Origin of the sequence: Vibrio cincinnatiensis (assembly GCF_022113815.1) — a bacterium.
In the GTDB taxonomy this organism is placed as follows: Bacteria; Pseudomonadota; Gammaproteobacteria; order Enterobacterales; family Vibrionaceae; genus Vibrio; species Vibrio cincinnatiensis_A.
On sequence record NZ_SGOM01000004.1, the window covers coordinates 237,846 to 259,976 of the forward strand.

Consider the following 22,131-nt stretch of genomic DNA (forward strand, 5'->3'; position numbering starts at 1 on the left):
ACATGTTGAGTATGAAATTTTGGACTTCAAACAAGCACTCAGTATTCTATCTAAGTCCTCCCCTTTTGCGGTCAGTACAGAGAGAGAGCAGAATCAAGATCACCTCGTTGAATTCAAGCGCTACATCTACATCCAGACAGATATAGAAGCGGATTTCAAAAAGGCACTCCTATCTGCCAAGCCCAATCAAATCATCTTCCTATGTGGAAGTAGTGGCGATGGCAAATCAGAAATCTTGACGCAGTATAGTCAAAAGCACAAAGCGACTCATGATTTCCACTTGGATGCAACACACAGTTTTTCCCCGAATCAAACGGCTATTCATGCTCTCGATCAACGATTCTCCGAGTTCAAACAAAGCAATAAACCCCTCGTGGTCGGCATCAACGTGGGTATGCTTGGCAATTATGCGGAAGAGGGGGCAGACGAGCATATCGATGTTAAGAATGCAGCTCGGCGTTTTCTCGCTCGCAATCGCTCTGACATTCCAGAGCAGTATGTGTTTTTGGATTTTGAAGACTATCCGAAGTTTAGGTTTAATAGCGAGGGTAGTGCATATGACTTTGCGGAGCAGTTTCTAAAAAAACTGACAGCTCAGACGCTTGATAACCCGTTTTATGTGCTTTACGACAAAGAGCTAAAGTCTCAAGGGCACACACGACTCACAGCAAACTTTGCATTATTGAGTCGCCCGGCAGTACAAAGGTCTCTGATCGGTTTACTGCTAAAAGCTCGCCTTATCAAAGATCAGTTTCTCACGGCTCGAGCTTTACTGGACTTCATTTTCCAACTGCTGGCAGCCGATGGTTATATGTTTGATAACTTATTTTCGGACAGTGATAACGAGCTGTTATCTCGGATTCAAAGTTTTGACCCAAGTAATCTACACACCCGCACGGTTGACGAGTTTGTTCTTCAGCATAGCTTGGGCATCGAACATGAAGGCTTTGCCGAGTTTAAAGCCAAGATCAACTCGTTGGGATTTTTTGAGGTAATTGAAGCGACGTCATTCCTTCGCCTTTTCTACGTACTCAGTGGCGATGAGGAGCTCTGTAATGACTTTGTTTTAAACATACAAACCGAGTTTACGAACAATCTGGTTGATGCCTATGCATCCGCTTGGCTTTTGCACCGTGACTTCGATGGTTCTGGAAAAATGCGCAAAGCACTCAGTAGCTTCTATAAAGAGACATTAATTGCTGCTCTCCATCGCTACTGTAATCGTCATGCCCCAACACTAGATAAAGATGAATATTTGGTTTCAGAGCTAAACGGTTACAAAACGGCAGTTTCTCTTGAAGTCAAACCTGATTTTACGGCGATACAAAATAGTGCCTTACAGAAAATCGGTACATTCAACGCTTACTTAAAAGTCGATGAGCAATCGCTTAAGCCAATGCCAATTAGTGTCAAGCTACTTGAACTGTTGGTGAAGATTGGTCAGGGATATCGGCCAAACAAGCATGACAAAAATGCCATCCTCTTACTTGATGAAGCGTTGGAGCAGATGTTGGCGGTCGCGAATCGAAAAGATACCCTGTTTATTCTGAAAGCTGACAAACGCTACAAAATTGTAAGAGAAGAAAGTGACTATTTCGAAGTGAGTGGTATGCACTAATGACGACAGATAACTTCGCATTACCCATAAAATCCGGCTTGCCGCAAACGGCGGCGGACAAGTTCCAAAACAAGAATATCCTTAACAGCTATATTCCCATTCGTACCAAGGGCAATGATTTTGACTGGTCATCCGTTGTAGGTTTAGTACTGCGTGGTTTGCTCCGCAAAAAGATTGAGAAATACAGCTATCAAGAGTTTATCGCCGATTGCAAAGCCAACTTGCAAAACAAACTCGGTGAAGAAGGTTTTTGGGACATACTTGAGGATATGTATTTCACGAATCAGGATATCTTTTCGGTAAGCCCTGAATTTCTGTTGTTTAAGAGCCAGAAAAGTGAGTGCAAAGCGGGGGACTTTCGCGTTGCGTCTCTATTCATCAACCTGTTAAATGGCCGACAAATTGAGCAGTTTGACGCCAACTTGAATTTCATCGAGCAAGAGTTTTTGCAAACACTGCGTTCGAAAGCCAAGCCAGATAATGACAAATTATTACGTGCTGATGAGTTGCCTTATTTACCGTATATCGCAGAAGCGTTTAAACGTGACCTAGAGTTTCTCACCCACTATCCGAAGTACCTGCTAGATGAGTTCGAGAAATTCTTGGCATTTTATGGATTTGCTTATACCGCACAACTGAGCCTATCGTTGTCGGATTGGAAAACCTGCGAAGCCCCAACCGCGAAACCGCTGTATTTCATCATGGATCATGAACGGGCCAGTGGTGAACGCATCCATATTAAAAAGCACGGCTATAAGCTCTTTAGTGAATCTTCGTTCAAACTGTTTCCGTTTCTCTCTATGTTGGAGAACCTTCAACCAAACGCAGAGGAATCAAAAAAGCCGTTGTGGCATTTGGCGAGAGATATCGAAAGATCTAGTAGGGAAGATCTTACTGAAAAAATGAAAAACTATTCGCTGATGTTCAGAGCCAATCGCAACTTGGATACCGCAATACCTGAGAATGCAACAACCGCCATCGACTGGCTTGAGTATGCTCTTAAGCTTGCTGAAGAACAGTTTAGAGACCCTAAAACCGACCGTCCAAGCATTATCAAAAAGTATATGTCGGAGGTCGAGAAAAACATGGCAAAGGATTTTGTTCAGGTCCGTGGTCGCTCTGGTCGAGTGTTAGTGCTTACTCAGGATCACATCATTTTGCTGACTAACCTAGTGGTGGGTAAAGCAGAAAAGCTTCGCTTCCATGAGCTGATACTTGGCTTTCAGGGAAGGGGGATTTTTGTTGATAAGCAAACGGAGCAAGAGCTTATCAAGTTTTATGAGCGAATTGGTAACGTTGAACGCATGAGTGACAGTGGAGATGCAGTATATGTGCGCAAAACAATTTGAATCGTTTCTGGTTTCGCAGTTTTTACTGCACGCGAAAGGAAACATCCGCGCAGGTTATCGCTACCAGTTTAATTCTCCCGATCATCGCAACAGTCAGCGCTTGTTTGATGCGCTTGTCGTGCGCAAAGATGGTGATATACAAGCTCGCAATGGTGTGATGCTGAGTTATCTGAGCCTAGAAGATTGCAAAGTGGTACCAGTGCTTCATAGCGAAGAAGAGTGTGACACCGGGTTTACAGAAAATTACATCTCACATCTTCGTGATGAAATCGCGAGCCAAGAAGGCCCGTTGAAGGGCTGTGCGCTGGTGGTGATTCATAACAGTCGCCTTGATACACTTATCAACTCTGCGGAAGATCTCGGTCAGCCTGGTCAGGTATGGAGCCCAGAGAAAATCAAAGTCGCACTCAGCGGTTTGATTGAGCAAACTGACAAGTCTCGAGACGTTTCACTTTGTCTTTTGGATGACCAATTTGACGCGATTGTGGAAGATGGCGCGACCATGTTTGGTTTTGAGTCATTATACAAGGCGGTTGAAGATGGCGAGCTGTGTTTCAGAGAGCTGGGCATGTTCGACGATCCTTTTGTCGTGGAGTTATCTGGTAACAAAAAGCAGATCAAACAGCGTTTGCAGGAAAACCGTGCCCTTTATCAAGAGCTGTCGTTTGAAGTGGAAAACTTTGGCCAGCAACTCGAAGAACGACTCAAAGGTTTCAGTAGCAAATTTATCAAAGCGCATTTTTCCGATGATGGCTGGAAAGATGTGGAGTTTGAAACCTATAGAGAAGAAATCAAAAAGAACAAAACTCAGCATCTAAAGCATGAGAGTGAAGAGGAGCTCAATGGCGCAGAGGTGATTGGCCGCTACCCGAAAGAAAGCAAAGCAGGTCTTCGCGATCGTCACCTCATCATTGAGTTGGATGAAGGCCAAAGCGAGTTTGAACTCAAACTGAGTTTTTCTGGCACAGGTGATCTTAGCAAAGAGCAATTTAAGATCACTCCAGTAAATGCCTTTGGCAAGCAGGAAGTGATCACGACGCGTCTTACTAGCAAAGGTGCGAATGCCACACTGGCTGCCAGATACGGCAACGAGCCTCTATTTTTTAATCTCGCTCTGAAGCGTGAAAACAGCTCAGAAAATCACAATTTTCGCTGTTTAGTGGTCAGAAAAGGCGAGTTTTCTCTCGACGAGATTAAAAATATCTTCGTGATTGAACCTGCGAAACAGCGTCTTACCCTGATGACGGCAGATAATCGCCTAGTTATCAATCCCGCTCTCGCTACAATTCGCCACCTAGACGATGTCGGCGAAGAAGTTGATCGCGCAGAAACTGGCGTCGTTGATTTTGAATCTCTGGCCAATGAGTCAGAAGAGATCGGCTTTGTGGTGAAATCAGGTGATAATTCCCTGGCATTTCGTATTGAGGGTGAGCAGGTAGAAAGCAGCCTGTCCTTTCCATTGCTGCTTAACCAATCTCGCTTCCACAAATTGTTTGATGATGACGTGTTTGGCGAGCTTTACCCGAGTAAAGATGTTGTCGCGATTGACAATAGCGAATTTCGCGTCATGGAGCCTCGCATTAGCTTACTTCGTTGGGAAGAGCGTTTCGTTCAACAAAAGCAAGTCTACCTGGCGGAATCCAACAGCATGGCGTTGGAACAGTTGAAGTCTATTGATTATGGTCTTCACTCGGCATACCGAGCTCTGCTTGACTATTTAGCGAGCCGCCGGACAACAATTTCTCTGGTTTCTTGGGGACCACAATTTACTGCACTTGTAAAAGCGACCGTTGATGCCTTCCTTGATTATTTCAACGAGATCCCAACTGGCGGCATGCTTACCAAAGAGCAAAAGCTTGTAATGCAAATCGGTTTAGTTCGCGAGAATGGCGAAGAATACTACTCGCCATTCCACCCAATGGTGATGGCTTACTACTTAAACCTTTGCAATGAAATGCAAAAAGATGACAGCTTTGCTGACTTGCCAGCTGTCACATTCAATCGTTTGGGGCCAAGTGGACTGCTTCCGTATGTTTATCATCCAAAGCATGAGTTTGCTTACAACCAGCAAGTGACTGAAAACGGATTTTGGGTTAAAAGCGTCCCTCACCAGAAAAGTTGTCTGAAGTTCGTTCGCAAGCTGGTTAAAGAGAAGATCAACGAGTTCCAAAAGGCGTTTTACCACTTGTTTACTGGCTCAGAGAAGAGTGTGCTGGTGAATGCCGTGAATCAAGATCGTGCAGAGGAGCTATTCCTCGGTTTGGTTGATTATGTAAAAGACAATTTGGATAAAGCGGCATCAATTCATGTCAACCTCTACGATGATGAGCTGGTTTTCAACGCATTTGATCAGTTTGCAGAAACGTCTAACTACGAAGAGTTAAAGTCTTGGCTTGAGCTGGACTGTGGAAAAGTGCGTGAAAATGCAGACACTATTATCGACATTCTTCGTACCCGTCTGACTTACAGTAAGTTCACTAATGCCCATAGCGAGCGTGAAGGGCAAGCTTATTCGCACCTATCATTTTTCAGAAACAACCACAACGTGAAGCTAACAACCCTAAGCGTTGACGACATGCCTAGCGGAATTGCGTGTGATGGTCTGTTGACTGGCGATGCATCTAAGAGTGATGAAGGTTCATACTTCACTGCATTTGGTTTGCAAAATGTTCAATATAATAACCAGCCGCACTTGAAAATGGCGAAGTATGTCGGTTCGCTAATGGAGCCTGCATTAAAGCCAAGTACGCAATACACTGGTGCCAATGCTCCAGCACTTGCAGTCAGTGAAGACTTTAAATCGTTATTAGAGCGCTCCTATGACAGCTCGATTTGGACCACTATCATCGACCCTAAAGTGACGTTGGACTTCTTCCACGCCAATCAAGGTATTGTGCTTATTCATTATTCAGACCAGTACACCAGCTCAGCCAGTTACGATGCGATTACCGTGACCGCACAGCGTGGATTGTTCGAAAGAGTGGTTGCGCAAAGTGGCGGTGGTCAAATTAACGAGTTCAATGCATTCAATGGTGATTGGCTGCTGAAGATGATGACTTGCAACGATACTATTCGCAAAGAACGTACTGGCATTATTGGTGCCTATAAGTTTGCGACCTGTCTTGTGCATAAATCTGACATAACCTGGGTGCCACTATCGGTAGGTGAGATGATCCGCGTGTCAGGCAACATCGGCCTAAAAATGACTGACAGCGACTTTTCACGCAATGTACAGGGTTACAAAAAAGGCGCGATTTCAGATGATGTACTGCTGGTGGGCTTTAAAGAGGGCAACCTCTACTTGCTTCCTGTCGAGGTGAAAGCTGGCTCCACGCCAGATTACAAAAAAGCGGTGCAGCAAGCGAATGAGCTTCGTCTCTACCTCACTGAACTATTGAGCGGCTTGACATTGGCATCGAAGCTTTATCGGGGCTTATTTATTCGCCAAGTTTTGATGCAAATTGATAAATATCGCCTCTACAACGTATTTAGCAATGACTACTTCGAAGCCTTGCTGGCAGAGAAAGAAGAGTGGCTACGTGGCAACTACGCAATCGCCGAGCTTGAAAACTATCCGGCAGGTCTTGTTGTTAGCCACCTTGAAAGTGGAAGCTGTTTCGAACCTGTCTACAACATGCAAGATGGCGTGCTGAAGGTTGATCTTCCAATGTCTTTGCTGCCTTCGCTGGTGCAAAACTCTCTTCAAGTGCTAATGAATGAGAAAGACATCGTGCAGATCTGCCATGTACCAGCGCAGTATATGTTGGTGGGGCAGACTGCTTTGAAAAAAGGAGAGCCACTCGTCCCATTAGAAGTTGTAGTCGACAAGCCTGAGGATTTAAAGCAGAACCTCCAAACTGAGGAGCCGTCAAAGTCAACTGTAGAGCCAACCCCAGATTTTGCGAGCGAATGCCGATTGGAGATTGGCCAGAATACGCTTACCGGAGAGAAAGTCTTCTGGGAGTACGGGCACAAGGATCTAGCAAACCGTCACCTGATCATTTTTGGCAGCTCAGGACAAGGCAAAACTTACTGTATCCAAGGTTTGCTGATGAGCTTGGCTGATGCTCAAATAAGATCACTAGTGATTGACTATACAAACGGTTTTTTACCGAATCACCTTGAAACAGAGTTTATTGAAAGAGTTAATCCCAAGTCCAACATACTTTGTAATGAGCCATTTGGTATGTCGCCATTTAGGGCCCAAAAACAAGATTTTGGTGGGATTTTCATCGAAGAGAAGCCTCATATGGTGGCAGGAAGGGTTGCCTCTGTTTTTAACAAAGTATATTCGACCATAGGTGAGCGCCAAATTGCGGTACTCAATGAAGTTATTGAGTCTGGCGTCCAGCGGTATGGCAGTGCTTACAGCTTGCAAAATATGCTGGATGATTTAAATGAAGAAGAGAGCGCCGGGCCTGCGCTGGCAACTAAACTGGCTCCCTTAGTTAAATCTAACTTGTTCTCATCGAACAGTGATAAAAGTTGGAGTGAGGTATTTGAGAGTCAAAAAAACGGCTCGACAATCATGCAGCTTGCTTCACTTAATCACGATATATCAATGCTTTGTACTGAGTTTTTGCTATGGGATCTTTATTCCTATGCGTGTAGCTATGGTAGCAAGGAAAAACCACTACCTATTGTATTGGACGAAGTACAAAACCTTGATCATCGCCTTGAGAGCCCGTTAGGCAAAATGCTAACAGAAGGGCGTAAGTTTGGTGTTTCCCTAATCCTTGCCACTCAAACACTGAGTATGCTGCGCAAAGATGAGCAAGACCGGCTGTTTCAAGCATCTCATAAGCTATTTTTCGCTCCTGCGAAAACAGAGACAAAGACTTACGCCAAAATCCTAGAGTTGAGCATGCCGGGCACAAAGCAAGCTGATTGGGAAAAGCAACTTGGTGAGCTGTCAAAGGGACAGTGTTTATCAGTCGGCTATCATCTTGAAAAAGGTCAGCTGAAAATGAGTGTGAAGAAAGTGAAGGTTTCTTCAATGTCATCACGCTTAAATAGTTTTGGTGTGTAAATGTAGGATGAGAGGAAAGTACTGAGAGATCCCCTCATAATTTCCCCAAAGCGTAGCCATGTTTGAATAGATTTTGAGCAAGCAGGGTTGCAGCCACGAGTAAGTCTTCCCTTGTTATTGTGTAGCCAGAATGCCGCAAAACTTCCATGCCTAAGCGCACTGTTGAGAGTACGTTTCGATTTCTGACTGTGTTAGCTTGGAAGTGCTTGTCCCAACCTTGTTTCTGAGCATGAACGCCCGCAAGCCAACATGTTAGTTGAAGCATCAGGGCGATTAGCAGCATGATATCAAAGCGCTCTGAGCTGCTCGTTCGGCTATGACGCAGGCCCAGACCGTAGGCAGGACTTTTCAAGTCTCGGAAGGTCTCTTCAATCTGCATTCGCTTCGAATAGATATTAACAAGTTGTTTGGGTGTTCGAATTTCAACAGGTAAGTTAGTGGCTAGAACCCATGGCTCCTTTGCCGACGCAGAGTAGATTTTAGGTGACGGGTGGTGACAATTAGTCCGTGTCGAGTGCTGATTTTTTCGGCCTTTAGGGCGAGATTTATACAATAGAATTTGGCATGAGATTGGATTGCTTTTAGTCAACCTCTTATAGCCCAAAGTCTTTGAGTGACTTGATGATATATGGTGTAAGTTGCTGATAGGTAGCCAGTTTTCCGCTCCTAGGTCTGCATATTGTACTTTCCTCTTACTCGACTTAACCAGTACCAACCCAGCTTCTCAACGGATTTATACCATGGCACTTTAAAGCCAGCATCACTGACAATGAGCGGTGTGGTGTTACTCGGTAGAATGCTTGCAAGGTCGGCTAGAAATTGGTCATGAGCTTTCTTTGAACATTGCTCTGAAAGCGGGAACGCTTTCTCATAAAGAGTAACAGAACGACCGTGTAGTGCGACTGAAGCTCGCAATACCATAAGCCGTTTTTGCTCACGAATATCAGACCAGTTAACAAGTACAATGGGCATCGTATTACCCGAACAGATAAAGCTAGCATGCCAACGGTATACAGCGAGTCGCTCTTTGTGGAGGTGACGATTACCTAACAATCGGTCGATTCATTTGATGTTATGTTTTGTTCTCGCTTTGGTTGGCAGGTTACGGCCAAGTTCGGTAAGAGTGAGAGTTTTACAGTCAAGTAATGCGTGGCAAGCCAACGTTAAGCTGTTGAGTCGTTTTAAGTGTAATTCAGGGCAGAATTGGTAAAGAGAGTCGTGTAAAATATCGAGTTCGCACATCTTGTTGTCTGATTATTGATTTTTGGCGAAACCATTTGATCATATGACAAGATGTGTATCTACCTTAACTTAATGATTTTTATCAAAATCATTAGGGGATTCCTCAGAGGAAAGTATGCTTGAAAGTTTTCAATTCAAAGGATGTGAAATTGTTCAAAGAAAATTATAGGTATTTCCCTTCGTTTACTGAAGTTGAGTCATATTAGTTAATAGCAAGTATCACACAAAGCCACCTTCTTTCGAAGGTGGCAATTTACATTCCGCTTCCGTCCAGCCGATTCCTATTTCAACGGGTTTATAGACTGAAGTACATAAGATCTATGATATCATTAACCCTGTTGCTGATTGTAAGAAAAATCTCTTTGATTTATTTAAGTTATATTATTTAGGTAATTGATATATAAATACAATAAATGCCAGTAATTGACTCGCTGGCATTTATTATACGTTGGTTGCCAATATATCATCAGAGAAAAATTAACGATTTTCTTTGACGAGCTACTGCCCTCTCATTATTGAAATGAGGTTTCGAAATCCGCCGGAATTAAGTCATTAGGTAATGCTAACACTCCCGCTGTTGCCTGTGCAGTTACTATCTCACTACTCACAGTAAAAGTTACAGGGTAAACACCATTCACATCCGATGATTTACTGATGTAAGCTTTGTACTGTCCTGGCTCAATAACCCATTGATCATTATCGGTATCAAAACTAGATAACCATTTAGCCGAAACTCCAAAATCAAGCTTTTGTGTTTCTCCCGGTGCAAGTAGCGCAGTTTTCGCAAATGCTTTCAGCTCTATCGCTGGTTTTTCTAAGTCACCTGATGGTGCAGAGATGTAAAGTTGCGCAACTTCTTTCCCTGCAACTTCTCCTGTATTGGTTACGTTTACAGAGAAGGTAACTTTGCCTAACGATTGCTGAGTATTGAGAGTATTACTTATAACTAGCGGTGAGTCATACTCAAATTTTGTGTAAGACAGTCCGTGACCAAATGGGTAGCTAACCGGTTTACCGAAAGTTGAAAAATAACGATAACCGACATATATACCTTCATTGTAATAGTGTGTATCGATACTCCCGTTGCTATCAGTGTCTACACCAGGGAAATTTGTGGCATTAGGGAAGTCCGTATAAGCAACCGGGATAGTTTGGGTCAGTTTCCCACTTGGATTGACTTGACCAGACAAAATATCCGCTACCACATTTCCTGCCTCCTGACCTGGCATATAAGCCAGCACTACCGCATCGACATTGTCTTGCCATGAGTGCATTTCAATGATTCCAGCAACGTTTAATACGACAATGACCTTTTTGCCTTGGGCATGAGCTGCTGTTGCTACGTTATCAATCAGAGTCCGTTCTTCATTAGATAGCTGATAATCGCCTGTGGTATTGGTTCTATCGTGACCCTGCATTGAGTAGCGGCCGATGCTGATCACGGCAATATCATTATTGGTGATATAGGTGTCAATCTCACTTGTAGAAAGAGGGGGTTCTTCGCATTCAATAATTGTTGAAAGTCCATTAAAATCGGTTTCTGTTTTATTGGTGGAGAAGAAATTTTCATAAAATGCTTTTAAATCGGAATCAATGTTGAATTGCGCGTTAAGCCCATCAATAATGTTTACGGTGTAAGCAGAGTGAACATCACCACTACCATAGCCACCTTTTAACGTATTGACTTGGTTAATACCAAAAGAAGCGATTGCTGTCGAAGAAGCAATAGGTAATGTATTGTCGTTATTTTTGAGTAGAACAACCCCCTCGCTAGCAACAACTCTTGATAATTGAGCATGTGCATCCATATCAGGAGCATTACTAAAGACATAGTTTTGATTTGATGGGGTTTTTAACGCTTGTGTTAAGACACGAATGGCACTTGTTTTGATGGTTTCTGCACTTAACTCACCCGCTTCATAAGCATTTTCCAGCTGTTGACGGGCATCGACTTCTCCGTATCGATAAGCCAAAGCAACACCGCCTGATTCAATCAGATCGTTACCAGACTGAATCATTTCAGGGTAATTGCCATCACCTGACCACCAGTCACTCATCACTAGGCCGTCAAACCCCCATTCATTTCTCAGCACTTTGGTATTGAGATCGGCCCATTGGCCAGTAAAGTGACCATTGACTTGGTTCATCGCGGTCATAACAGCCCAAGGATGGGCGTTATCAACCGCATACTCAAATCCTCTCATGTAAATCTCACGTAAAGCTCTTGGCGAAATTACGTTATTCACTATGTTACGTGAAGTTTCGGCATTGTTGGCAACAAAATGCTTAATCGTTGTGCCAATTCCTTGAGACTGAGCACCTATGACTTCGGCGGATGCCATGATCCCTGAAATGAGGGGATCTTCAGAAAAATACTCGAAGTTCCTGCCATTAAGTGGGTTACGTTGAATGTTTAACCCAGGAGCAAGCCAAAAGTCTAAGCCGTACTCTTTGACTTCATTTGCTATTGCTTTGCCAACATTCTTTAATAAATCTGGGTTCCAGGTTGATGCAAGTAAGGTGCTGACGGGGAAGGCAGTACCATAGTAGGTATTGCTATCACCCTCGCGGATCGGATCAATCCTTACCCCTGCAGCACCATCGGCCAGTTTTACGGCTGCAATATCTAACCCGGTTTTTTCATTGTAAACACCATTGATATAACCCACCGTTCCTGGAACATCATTCTTGATGTTGGTTAATGCATCATAATTGGTACCAAATGAGTAGTCGGGCTGCATAGCATAGCCTGGGCCTACCAGCATGTTCATTTGTTCATAAGGCGTCATCTTTGCTACAAGAAATTCAGCTTGCGCTTTGAACGAGTTTATCACTTCGCTGTTCTCTTTTGTTTCGCTGTTACAACCGAACAGTATTAGAAGCGGAATAATACTCGCCAAAATTGTTTTTTTGTTTTTCATGAATAAGTCCCTACAGAAGATACATTTCAATCTGACTGGATAATTGATATATAAATCAATTGGTTAATTGTAAAAAAATAGTCGGGGTGAGCTATTATCCAGTATACGGATACCTTAGATAAAAGCTATCCAGTGTGGAGCATGAGCTGTACATTTTGGGGTAAGTATATAAATTTAGATCATCATCACATTACTTAATAGATAAAATGAATAAATAGTGGTAGTTTACTAATTTATATTGATTTTAAATTATTTTTATCAGGCTAAGAATGAAGAGAAAAAGTGTTTCAAATGTTATCTATCAAAATATTTTTAAAAATATAAATTCTGAAAATAAAAAGATATTTTATTTATGTGATATAACTCAATATGAAATAGAAAGGAAAGGCGGTAGAATAACAGAAGATAAACATCATGCATTACAATCGTTATTAAATAATAAGCCAGAAGACGATGACTTTTTGAGTGAGTATGTTTTACAGCACTCACTACAAACTGCTTATAATTTATTCCCTGAGCTGATTGGATTTTGTATTAACCAAAAGAATGCTCAAGAAGCCATCTGTAAATTTATTGACTATTCTTGTATTATTGGTAATTGTGATACATTCAGAGTTGATAAAAATGATTACTTTACCAAAATATCTTACATATCTTCTGGACCGAGTTATATACAAAAAATAAACTCAATATCGAATATTATTCTACTATCAGATATTATTAATATTTATTCTCACAATGTAGAGTTAATGGTCAGTTTGACAGCTAGTAGATTAAATAGAAAACAACTTTTTGATGATAGGTTTAATCATAAATGTCTCATTAATCAAAATGAAAATTCAATAATTTTAAAAAATAAAAGTCTTGAAGAAGAATATAAAGAATATAATAATATCCTTAACGTATTGCAAAGCAATCAAGTTGATGGTTTAAAAAAATCTATATTAGGGAAGGAGAGTTTTTCATCTTCAGTTTCGGAAATTATATTCAATGTTATCTATTCAAATAAGGTATCAGAGCAGAATGAAGTTCTTAAAATATTGTGCGAACTGCTGAAAATTAGTCGGTGGACATTAAACCGTCGTCTTAACAGTGAAAATGTTAATTATACTATTTTATTTTTAAATGCTAAGATTAATGTATCTATAAAGTTATTGTTGGAAACAAATTTATCTATTCAAGAGATTAGTGATTGGCTGGCATTTTCATCACATTCTGCTTTTTCTCGGTTTTTTAAATCAAAGCTAGGTATTTCTCCTCGAGAGTATCGTAGCAATAATAAGAATTAATTGTTATTTTGCTTTTACTTGAGTGACAAATAAAAAAGATAAAAACGAAAAGAGAGCAAGTACGATAAAGAATAAGGTATAACCATCATCATCCATCCATGTGATTCCCCATATTAATAGAGTCGGAGTTATAAAACTAATTATGGACTTGGCTATATTATTTGTCGTGTTCATTATAGCGATATCTTTGGCATAATTGTCTTTAGATGGTAAGACATGATTTACTAACGCCAGATCTACAGAGTTAAAAACCCCAAAGCAGCATTGATAAATAAAGGATATAACAATCGCGAATAGCACTGAATCTGAAATAGAATATAAATACATGCATATTCCCATGGCTAGTGATGAAAATATAACAAATGGTTTCTTAGTATTATACTTATCGGATAGATACCCTGATATTATTCCAAATAGGACCATTAATAAAACACCGGTAGAATTTATGGCCTGAAGTTTAAATATTTTTTCTTCAGAAAGGCTAAAGCGAGCTATGTAAAATAGTGGCATCATCGTTAGCCCAGAGCTGACTAAATGTATACACAATCGGCTTAGAAGGGTCCAGGTAAAATCAGGATAATATTTAAAGCTAGGATAAATATTATGCTTGGCTATACGATTATTATCTTTTTTAGGATTAGGTGATAGCTCTTTTGATGGAATATCAATGAAATAAATAATTGCTATGTTTAATATTAGCTGTATTGATGCTGTTAGAATAATTTTGTTACTTACAGATAAAGGTGAAAATATACCCATTACAGTAATACTAATTACCATAACAACAATTGGTATTAAACTGCCAGTAAATCCAGATATTTCCCCTAAATTATTTTTTTTAAATATCTCGGGAATTAAAACAAAATAAACCAATGAAACTAGGCTGTATGAGATATTGGATGTGACCCAGAAAAAAATTAGTAATATCATATTGTTTGTATATGACAAGGATACCATAGAAATAAATCCAAATAAGCTACTGATTAGGATCCATAGTGGCCTTGAAATAAATGATAATCGGCTTTTATCAAAAATGTAACCTGCTAATGGGTTTAGAAAAATAAGACTTAGGCTCACAATGCCTAAAGTCATAGAAAACCACCAGGTAGATTGATCTTGGCCAACGATTCGAATTATGTTGAACTGTCCCATCCCGTAGGTTAATAGTATAGGAGGTGTTATCGCTGATGCACTACCAATAATGATTGAAATGATAATGGGAAATTTTTTGTTAATCATACTATGGCTGAACTCATTCTATCGATGGATGCAATATAGGGGTACGAAGCTCAACGAAACGTACATTTTCCTAATCTGTATTAATTCAGACCTAATCGACGAGTGACCCCTTAATTTTACTTTCATTGAACTTTTAAGCTGAAGTCGAGCAGTGACTTATGATTCCTAATTGAAGCAATTCCATCCTCAATATGTGCTGCCCAAGCTTGTTGATACCTTTTGGTATCTAGCTCAGGGTAGTATATTTTCAAAACTAACTCTGTGATGTCACTGGTTTCACCAAGCCAAGTATACTTATCCAACACAAGCGAGCCGTCTAACTTCGCTTCTTGACCGCTATAGCGAAATTCACTTTCTATTGAACGGAAGAAAGCAATACGTGCCGATACGTTTGGAGTGATACCAGTATAGCCCTTCAACTTTTTAAGCTGCTCTTCAGTAGTGCGAGTCAGGTTCATACGATTAGGTAGCATTACACAGCCTCCTTATTTGCTTCTCTCCAGAAGTAGCCTTCTTTAATCGTTGAAGATTTCGTTTTTCCATCAAAACAAATCTCATAAGTTCTGGCGATATCGTCTTGGATAAGGTTGGTGTAATTCCTGTCGATTTCGGTATCTGTCGATAGAATAACCACTTGATGACTCGCGGTAGGGAAATAGTTTTCAACCAACTTGTCGCGGTGATGAGAGTCTAATCGGCCAAGTGGTGTATCAATAATAATCGGCAGCTTACGGCCTGATGTACGGCCAAGCGCTTCCAATATGGAGATAGCGTAGATTTGCTTTTCTCCAGCAGACATGGCTTTACGATTGATTTTTATCCCGTACTCATCCATCAACTCAACATCAAAAGTGAGCGGATTGATGGCAGCGGTGAGCTGCACATCTTCTTTACGTGCCAGCTTTTTGTATGACAAAACAAATTCGTTTTCTAACTGTTTTACCCGTGCTTTAGTCAGTTGTTCGGCAAATTTATCGAGTAGAAGAATGGCGCTTTGTGCATTGGTTACACTCAGATCTTTATTTGATTCATCTTTATGCTTGTCGTGAAGTCTTTGAATCTGGCGAGCAGTTTCCAATGCCAGTTTCAGCTCTCGCTTCGCATTTTCCAGTAGCTCATGGTATTCGATAATCAGCTTCTCTTTCTTCTTATCGAGCTTTCTGACGTCAGAAAAAAGCCCTTGTACCAGTTCTTGCTCTGGAGCTCGTGCGATGTTGTTTGAAGCATTATCGATATCTTCTTCTACCACTTGTAGCCGTTTTCTCGCTTCATCGAATCGTACAAAAGACTCTTGAGATAGCTTAGTTAGTTGATAGTCAATAGTATTTGCTTGACGGTCGGAGATATCTAAAAGCAGCTTGGCCGAATCAAAGTCACCCACGTGTGCTTTAAAGCTATCAGCAATCGCATGTTGAGCCATTTCTGTATCAAAGCTTGGATACTTTGAGCGCAAAGTTTCTAAGAATGAATCGAGCTCATTGCCAAAGCTCTGCTTCTTCTTAATCTCTTGTTCTTGCTTGATCTGAGTTTGCAGACGCTGCATCGCGTTGGGGGCTAGTGCGAATGGAAGACTTGTCTCCATTTCCATGCGAATTTGTTTCTCAAGTTCCACTTTCTCTTTGAGTAAAGCATCTACTTTTTGTTGCTCATCTTCTCTTGTCTTAGCCCAAGCTCCACCGCTTTGAGACAGTTTATTTTCTAAATTAAGAATATCGCGTGAAACCAGCACGATTTGGGTATCCACAATATCTGCTTCACCTCTCAGTTTTTCAGCGTTCCTTTCATGTTTTATGCGCAGTTTATCGAGACTTTCCATTTCCTCTTTCAAGGATTGGCTGAGTGCTTGTGAGCCTTGCTTTTTGAGGAAAATATTGAGGTCACTTTTCAGTTTGGCAATAACATCTAATCCCAACAATCGGCGCACGGCAGTTTTTAGGACGAGCCCGGACTCATCTTCTGCGAGTTCCGCAATTTTTTCACCGTCAAAGAAGAACAAATCAGCAATGCCTGTTGGAATGAGCTCATTGAGGAAGCCCTGACACTGATCGTAGTTAAGCTCTGAAAGAGGAATTCCATCTTTTTCAAGCTGAAGGTAGTCTTTTTTGCCTCGTTGCCAACCTCTTAAAACCTTATAAGCACTCTCTTCACCATTTTGGCTGTACTTGAATTCTAATTCTATGGATGCACTATTTTGTAAGCCTCCGAGACCAACACCTTTATGGATAAGCTCGGCTAGCGCTTCCACATAATCGTTTCGGGTAAGATTTTGACTGAATGACAGGCGGCCAAATAGAGCTAGGCGAATCGCAGTAAGAATAGATGTTTTACCAGCGCCATTCAGGCCACCAAAGAGAATTATAGGTCTCTCTGTACCTACTACTGGCCCACTTTTGCTTAGGCGCGCTGGTGCCGGGCGTAAGTCAATCTCATGTACACCGCGAAACACTCGGAAATTATTTAAAGTTAACTTTGTAATCAACATATTGGTTGTTAAAACTCTTTTTGAAGCTGTTTATCGAGATCGGCAAGCTGCTGGTTGTAACGTTCAATCTCTTGCTGATGAACATCAAATTCAGCTTTGCTTTGTAGTGATGCATGCTTTTGTTTGATCTCTTCTAAGCTTCCCCAATCTTGTTTTAGTAATGAGGCGATTTTATTGGAGATGCCGTTTCGTCTACTCAAACCTTCTGTAGAAATTTCAAGCTCAATAAGCTTCATGATCATTTCAGGTTCGACGTCGAAGTCCTGACATAGCTCATGGATAAGCTGAGCGTCACCTTTTCCGAAACTCGCGTTATCGTCATAGACCCAATCGAGATCGTAACCGTAAACTTCCCTAAAGATTGTGGGTAGAGAATCATCCCAATCAGGTTCATTTGGATCGTGAATCCATTCCTGACGAATTGCGTGCAGTTCAGGAGCGGTAATTAATTCGATCTCGCGGCCTTCACTTTTGAATTTTTTGTCTAGTTCAAGTAGCTCTCTCAGCCATTGCTGGCGGTATTTAAGCCAATAGGGACCTGGAACATGCTTGCGCTCAGACGCAATATCTTCTCCCTCTTTGGCGTATTGATAGCTCACTTTTCCGGTACGGCGTTTGTAGTTTCTAAATTCTTCTTTATTCGCCGGTTCTGTCGTCATGGACAACTTGTTGCGAAACTCAAGTAGTGGTGACATCCACTCTTCGCCATTTTGGATAAGGCTTTCCATAGCGCGGTCTTTGGTCACAACGGTACAAGTCCAGCAACCAAAGCGAGAGTTACCGCAAGATGGTGTTGTCTCATCAATGACCATAGGACATTCGCCCTGACCAGAAGAGTCTTTATATAAATTCCAAAGGACTAGGTTTTTTCCTCCCCATGGATTTTCCCACTCTAGGTCATACTTATCGCTCCAGATATTTTTAGTACCGTAAGAGGTTTCTTCAGTTTCTAAATGACAAAGGCGTAGTATTTTCCAAACATCATCAACACCCCATGTGTCAATCGGCGTATAGATAAAAGCATTTGATAATGTTGTGTGGCGTGCCAGCCGTGAGCCGTCAATCTTATGTTTTGCAATGACTTGTGCACGTGATGCACTTTCTTGACTACGAGAGCCTAGTACAACGATCACTTCATCGTATTGGGACACTTTGGATTTAATAAAGTCGCTGACCGGATCAATTTTCATACGCTCCGTGCACCAACGGAAAGAACGTGTGGGGGCTGGGTAGCCCTTTCCTAAAAGGTTAGCCCAAAAAGTTTGGTTACTTTCAGGAACCACTTTATGACACGTTATAGGTAGTTGATCGCGCTTTGCGCCTTTTTCAATAGCGATTAACGAGTCTTTAATGTGGTTTACTACCACTGGTGTTTCAACAAGTGTATCTGAAGAGACCACAAAAATGGGTTTGTGGCGATCCTCTGGTTTTAGTCCAAGTAATGCCATATAGACTAGTGACATAACGGCAGATGAGTCTTTACCACCGCTATAGCCAATAACCCAAGGACGTTTGTCAGCACAATAGACGCGTTGAACGTCTGCTATGTAGTGACTCAGTTTGTTGTTGGCAAATTCTTCTGTATTGATGAAGTCTGCGTAATCCGCAAGATCTTCCGCCAATTTTAGCTCGTTTATCATGGTAACTGCTTCTCTAGAGCTTTTTCTTCAGGGGTAAGTGGTAGCCCAAGGCAAATTTTTAAGTAGTTGGCGGTGAGTTGAATATTCAATGTCGATTTACTCACTTTTCCAAGATTCATGCTACGTCTTATCCATTCCGGATTGGTTTTTAACCAATTTATTTCTCGTAGCTTTTTGAGCTTTTCTGCCCATTGTTCAGGAGCTTCACAAAGTAGACAATTTCCCATGACGCCGATCGCGTGCAAACCGACCCCGTGCGCGTGAATATATTCTTGTCTAAGTTGCGCGGGCGAAACTTGTTTAGATATCACCATCTGCCAGTCAGGCATGTTTTCTGCAACGATTTGCCAAAAGGATTCGGCAAGTGCTTTCTCATCATCACTGAAGCCATCTTTAGCCCCTTTACCAAGAAGAGCTCTAGTCGATTGTTTGATACTACTCAAAGTGAACAGCTTATTTGACTTAGGGCTAATGTTTGATTTTTCCATTTCAGTTAAACCCACAAAAGGCGTGCACTTTGTCGCTAACCTTCTAGCAAGTTCAGAGCTTTCATCTCTAAGATCGTATAAGACGCCTAAGGAAGGACTTGGTTTCACTGCATACTTGTTGAGATCGGCAAACATTTGTTGACTGCGTAGTAAGCCTTCATCAACAAAAAACAGCACTGGGATGTTGTCTTGCCCTAAGTCTGGATTTTCACGGAGAGCCTCTTCGATTGCCTTACGCCTGTGTTGACCATCATTAATCAGAATTTGAGCATCCATTGGTATTTTCAAAATGCCAAGATTTGGTGCGCCTTCATGATCTTCGAATGTGATATCAATACCAACTGAAGCGGTTAACGCCGAAAAAACGTAGTCTTTTGGATTATCAAGCAAGTACTTAACCATCTCTGGAATACGAGTTTTGTTCAGTGTACGCTGTGCTCGCAGTTCAGGTGGAACATCATCTTCGTTATAGCTAAAGATCTTAGGAATAATTCTTAGAGGGCAAGTCGCTATGTAAAATGGGCGTCCTGCTTGAATTCCTCTAACTGCAGGGAATGAGTAGCAGTAGCCTGAATCTTGATTGTGCATACGATACCTTTGAGTTTGTTGTTTTATGACAAAGTCCATAGGATTTAGCTAAGTCAACTTATTGTAGTATGTCAAATTTTAACAAACCAATCTTGGGTTTTGTTATGTATTGGTGTTGTCTATGCTAATTCTTACATAGGTATGCCAAAATAAGTGTGACATTCTACAAGGATACTGGTGAGATTTCTATTGCAGGACCGGTTTTTTCTGAAGGTTTAGTAGGATGCCGTCGTGCTTACTGTAAACCCTCTGATTTCCTTATGCTGTTTACCCAAAAGCACCTCAAATTCCGCTCGCGTCATCTGAGTTTCTTCAGTTGGTTCAAATTCCATCAACTTGGCTACTCGTTTGTCAAAGCTCAGCTGCTTTTTGTAGTCTTTGTGCTCACTTAGCAGGTAAAGATGCTTGTTTAATAAAGGCGGTCTGCGTTTTTCATCCACATAATCAAAGAAGTCTATGTCTTGCTCTGCCATTTTGATTTTGATGCGCTCGACTAAAAAGGGCACCGACTTCTCGAAATCGTCGTAAGCGGTTAATGTGAGCTTGCCTGATGTGATATGGATTTTGATAAGGTCGATCTCGTCATTCAGCTCTCCATACATTTGTAAGCCAGCGCCGACGTATGCACGCAGCAAGAGTGGTAATTCATCGATGTAATCACGATGCAGAATGAGTGAGTGTCCTTCATTCAATAAGCTTGCAGGTAAATGTTGGTGGGCCTTTTTACATTGTGTGTTGATGAGGTCCGCATCGGCAATCGCAAAAAGTAGCTCTGTCGCTAGGTTAATTGCGGTTCTGTAATCATCAAACAGAGCTTTGATATCTCGTTTGAGTGATTCCGGTTGCTGCGTGTAAGGTTTTCGCTTTTCAAATAGCCCCATAGCAAAGTAGATCAGCAGGTCTTCTTTGCGGCGTTTTTCCGCTTTTTCGAACTCATGGGTATCAAACATTTCTCTCAGTAGGCCAAACACTTTCTTGTGTGAGCCTATAAGTGCTCGGATTTTATCTGATTGTTCAAACTCTTCATTGGCAGGTATGCGCCCAAGCTCTAAACATGAATTCCAAAATGCATCGAACAGAACTTGGTTTTGGGTGATCAGGAGCTTTGCTTTGTCTTTTGCTTCGACAGGTTCAGGAGAGGTGAGCTGTTGCCATTTATGGTGGCGTTTGTATTTGCGTTGTAAGTACTGCTGCTCTTCAAGTTTATCTTTGAAGATGTAAAAAATGCCGGGCGCAACGGTAATGGCATCCTCTTGCAAACTGCGTTCAATGTAAGCCTTTATCTCTGGCTGAGTGTAATACTTTTGGAAGGTGTTGCGAGAGGTAATCACGCCATCTTTATAGGGTTTGAATTGAGCGATATAACTTTCATTGGCGAGCATGACGGAAACGACGAGAACCTGATTCGCGAGCTCCCAGGCTCCTAATAATGCTTCTAAACGTTCGTCTTGATCTTCAATCACGTTGAGCACAAAACCTAGGTTGACGATGTCTGAACTCACTTTGTCATTGTCTGGCTGAAAGTTTGGGTCCCACCCAAGTGCATCTAACCCGTGCGCTTCTAGTTCTCGTAAATCATCACCACGCCCGCAGCCATAATCAAAAATGGAGTAAGCGCCTTCGAAGTAACCGTGTTTTGCTAGGTTTTTCATTGGTGCGGAGAGTTCGTGACGGACGAGGGCAGTTTTATAGCGATCGATATCCGTTTTCGTTTCAACATGAAATGTAGAGGAGCGAAATAAACGGCCATCAACAAGCTCGTAACCATGCCGAGCGATCACATTTTCCCAAGAGCGTTTAAATCCAATGATTCGAGTGTTTTCATACAAGCCTGCATTTTCTCCCTCACGGGTTAGGGAAACAAAATGTGAATAGTATTCGCTGGTGGGCAATACCATGGTTTCTTTTCGATGCAAGATGGGAGGGTTATCAGAATCATCGTAGCAAGTTAGCTTGTGACTCAATTTGGTAAGGTCGACGTTTAGGCTTTGTTTAAGGGCAGGGTAAGAATCACGATAAAAATAAGGGTAATGTAGTAGAGAGAGTCGAAACTCTCGTTTAAATATTTTTACGAGGTTCCATTGTTCATCTGGCAGTTTAAGGGCTTTAGCAACATCAGAAATAAACTTAGCTAATTCTGGTGGGATAGCACTGAAGGCATCTCTATGAAGATAGACAGCCTCCGGCAGTTGTTTGCCAACTTGAATTTGTATCACCAGTTTTGGGTATAGTGTTGCATTCATCTA

The 22,131-nt window shown here is 41.6% G+C and carries 12 protein-coding genes and 1 pseudogene; 4 read left to right on the forward strand and 9 right to left on the reverse strand.

The window, feature by feature from the left end; translation table 11 throughout:
* The first annotated feature begins 19 nt into the window (after positions 1-19).
* Genes dptF through dptH form a run of 3 tightly spaced genes read left to right on the forward strand, consistent with a single transcriptional unit; the run spans position 20 to position 7,996 of the window.
* On the forward strand, positions 20-1,618 hold the full coding sequence (gene dptF, locus EXA13_RS07430; protein WP_238132605.1) for a DNA phosphorothioation-dependent restriction protein DptF: 1,599 nt from the start codon (positions 20-22) through the stop codon (positions 1,616-1,618).
* Entirely contained in the window at positions 1,618-2,967 is a 1,350-nt protein-coding gene (gene dptG / locus EXA13_RS07435) for a DNA phosphorothioation-dependent restriction protein DptG (RefSeq protein WP_238132606.1), read from the forward strand. Before dptF ends, dptG begins: the two co-directional genes overlap by 1 nt.
* On the forward strand, positions 2,948-7,996 hold the full coding sequence (dptH, locus tag EXA13_RS07440) for a DNA phosphorothioation-dependent restriction protein DptH (RefSeq protein ID WP_238132607.1): 5,049 nt from the start codon (positions 2,948-2,950) through the stop codon (positions 7,994-7,996). The genes dptG and dptH overlap by 20 nt, the downstream gene beginning before the upstream one ends.
* 34 nt (positions 7,997-8,030) lie before the next feature.
* On the opposite strand, the pseudogene EXA13_RS07445 reads toward dptH, so the two are convergent.
* A pseudogene (locus EXA13_RS07445) lies at positions 8,031-9,238 on the reverse strand (IS4 family transposase).
* A gap of 512 nt (positions 9,239-9,750) precedes the next feature.
* Positions 9,751-12,159: a beta-glucosidase gene (locus EXA13_RS07450; protein WP_238132608.1), complete on the reverse strand. Its 2,409-nt coding sequence runs from the start codon at positions 12,157-12,159 to the stop codon at positions 9,751-9,753.
* Positions 12,160-12,428: 269 nt separating this feature from the next.
* Between EXA13_RS07450 and EXA13_RS07455 the strand changes: the two genes are divergently transcribed.
* Positions 12,429-13,448, forward strand: a complete 1,020-nt coding sequence (locus EXA13_RS07455) for a helix-turn-helix domain-containing protein (protein ID WP_238132609.1) — start codon at positions 12,429-12,431, stop codon at positions 13,446-13,448.
* Between the two features lie 3 nt (positions 13,449-13,451).
* Here EXA13_RS07455 and EXA13_RS07460 read toward each other — a convergent pair whose 3' ends face one another.
* The 7 genes from EXA13_RS07460 to EXA13_RS16970 all read right to left on the reverse strand — a co-directional run bounded on the left by EXA13_RS07460 (position 13,452) and on the right by EXA13_RS16970 (position 22,114).
* Positions 13,452-14,687, reverse strand: coding sequence for an MFS transporter (locus EXA13_RS07460; RefSeq protein WP_238132610.1), 1,236 nt, complete (start codon positions 14,685-14,687; stop codon positions 13,452-13,454).
* A 122-nt stretch (positions 14,688-14,809) separates the two neighbouring features.
* The gene (gene dndE, locus EXA13_RS07465; protein WP_238132611.1) at positions 14,810-15,160 is read right to left on the reverse strand and encodes a DNA sulfur modification protein DndE; all 351 of its coding nucleotides are present in this window, start codon (positions 15,158-15,160) and stop codon (positions 14,810-14,812) included.
* Entirely contained in the window at positions 15,160-17,169 is a 2,010-nt protein-coding gene (dndD, locus tag EXA13_RS07470; RefSeq protein WP_238132612.1) for a DNA sulfur modification protein DndD, read from the reverse strand. Before dndD ends, dndE begins: the two co-directional genes overlap by 1 nt.
* Positions 17,170-17,177: 8 nt before the next feature.
* Positions 17,178-18,809 carry a DNA phosphorothioation system sulfurtransferase DndC gene (locus tag EXA13_RS07475; protein ID WP_238132613.1) on the reverse strand — a complete coding sequence of 544 codons (1,632 nt, stop codon included), beginning with the start codon at positions 18,807-18,809 and terminating at the stop codon, positions 17,178-17,180.
* Positions 18,806-19,885: a DNA sulfur modification protein DndB gene (dndB, locus tag EXA13_RS07480; RefSeq protein WP_032471449.1), complete on the reverse strand. Its 1,080-nt coding sequence runs from the start codon at positions 19,883-19,885 to the stop codon at positions 18,806-18,808. Before dndB ends, EXA13_RS07475 begins: the two co-directional genes overlap by 4 nt.
* A 215-nt stretch (positions 19,886-20,100) precedes the next feature.
* Positions 20,101-22,074 carry a DNA phosphorothioation-associated putative methyltransferase gene (locus EXA13_RS07485; RefSeq protein ID WP_430794478.1) on the reverse strand — a complete coding sequence of 658 codons (1,974 nt, stop codon included), beginning with the start codon at positions 22,072-22,074 and terminating at the stop codon, positions 20,101-20,103.
* Positions 22,049-22,114, reverse strand: a complete 66-nt coding sequence (locus tag EXA13_RS16970; protein WP_430794479.1) for an LPXTG cell wall anchor domain-containing protein — start codon at positions 22,112-22,114, stop codon at positions 22,049-22,051. The genes EXA13_RS07485 and EXA13_RS16970 overlap by 26 nt, the downstream gene beginning before the upstream one ends.
* Positions 22,115-22,131 lie beyond the last annotated feature (17 nt).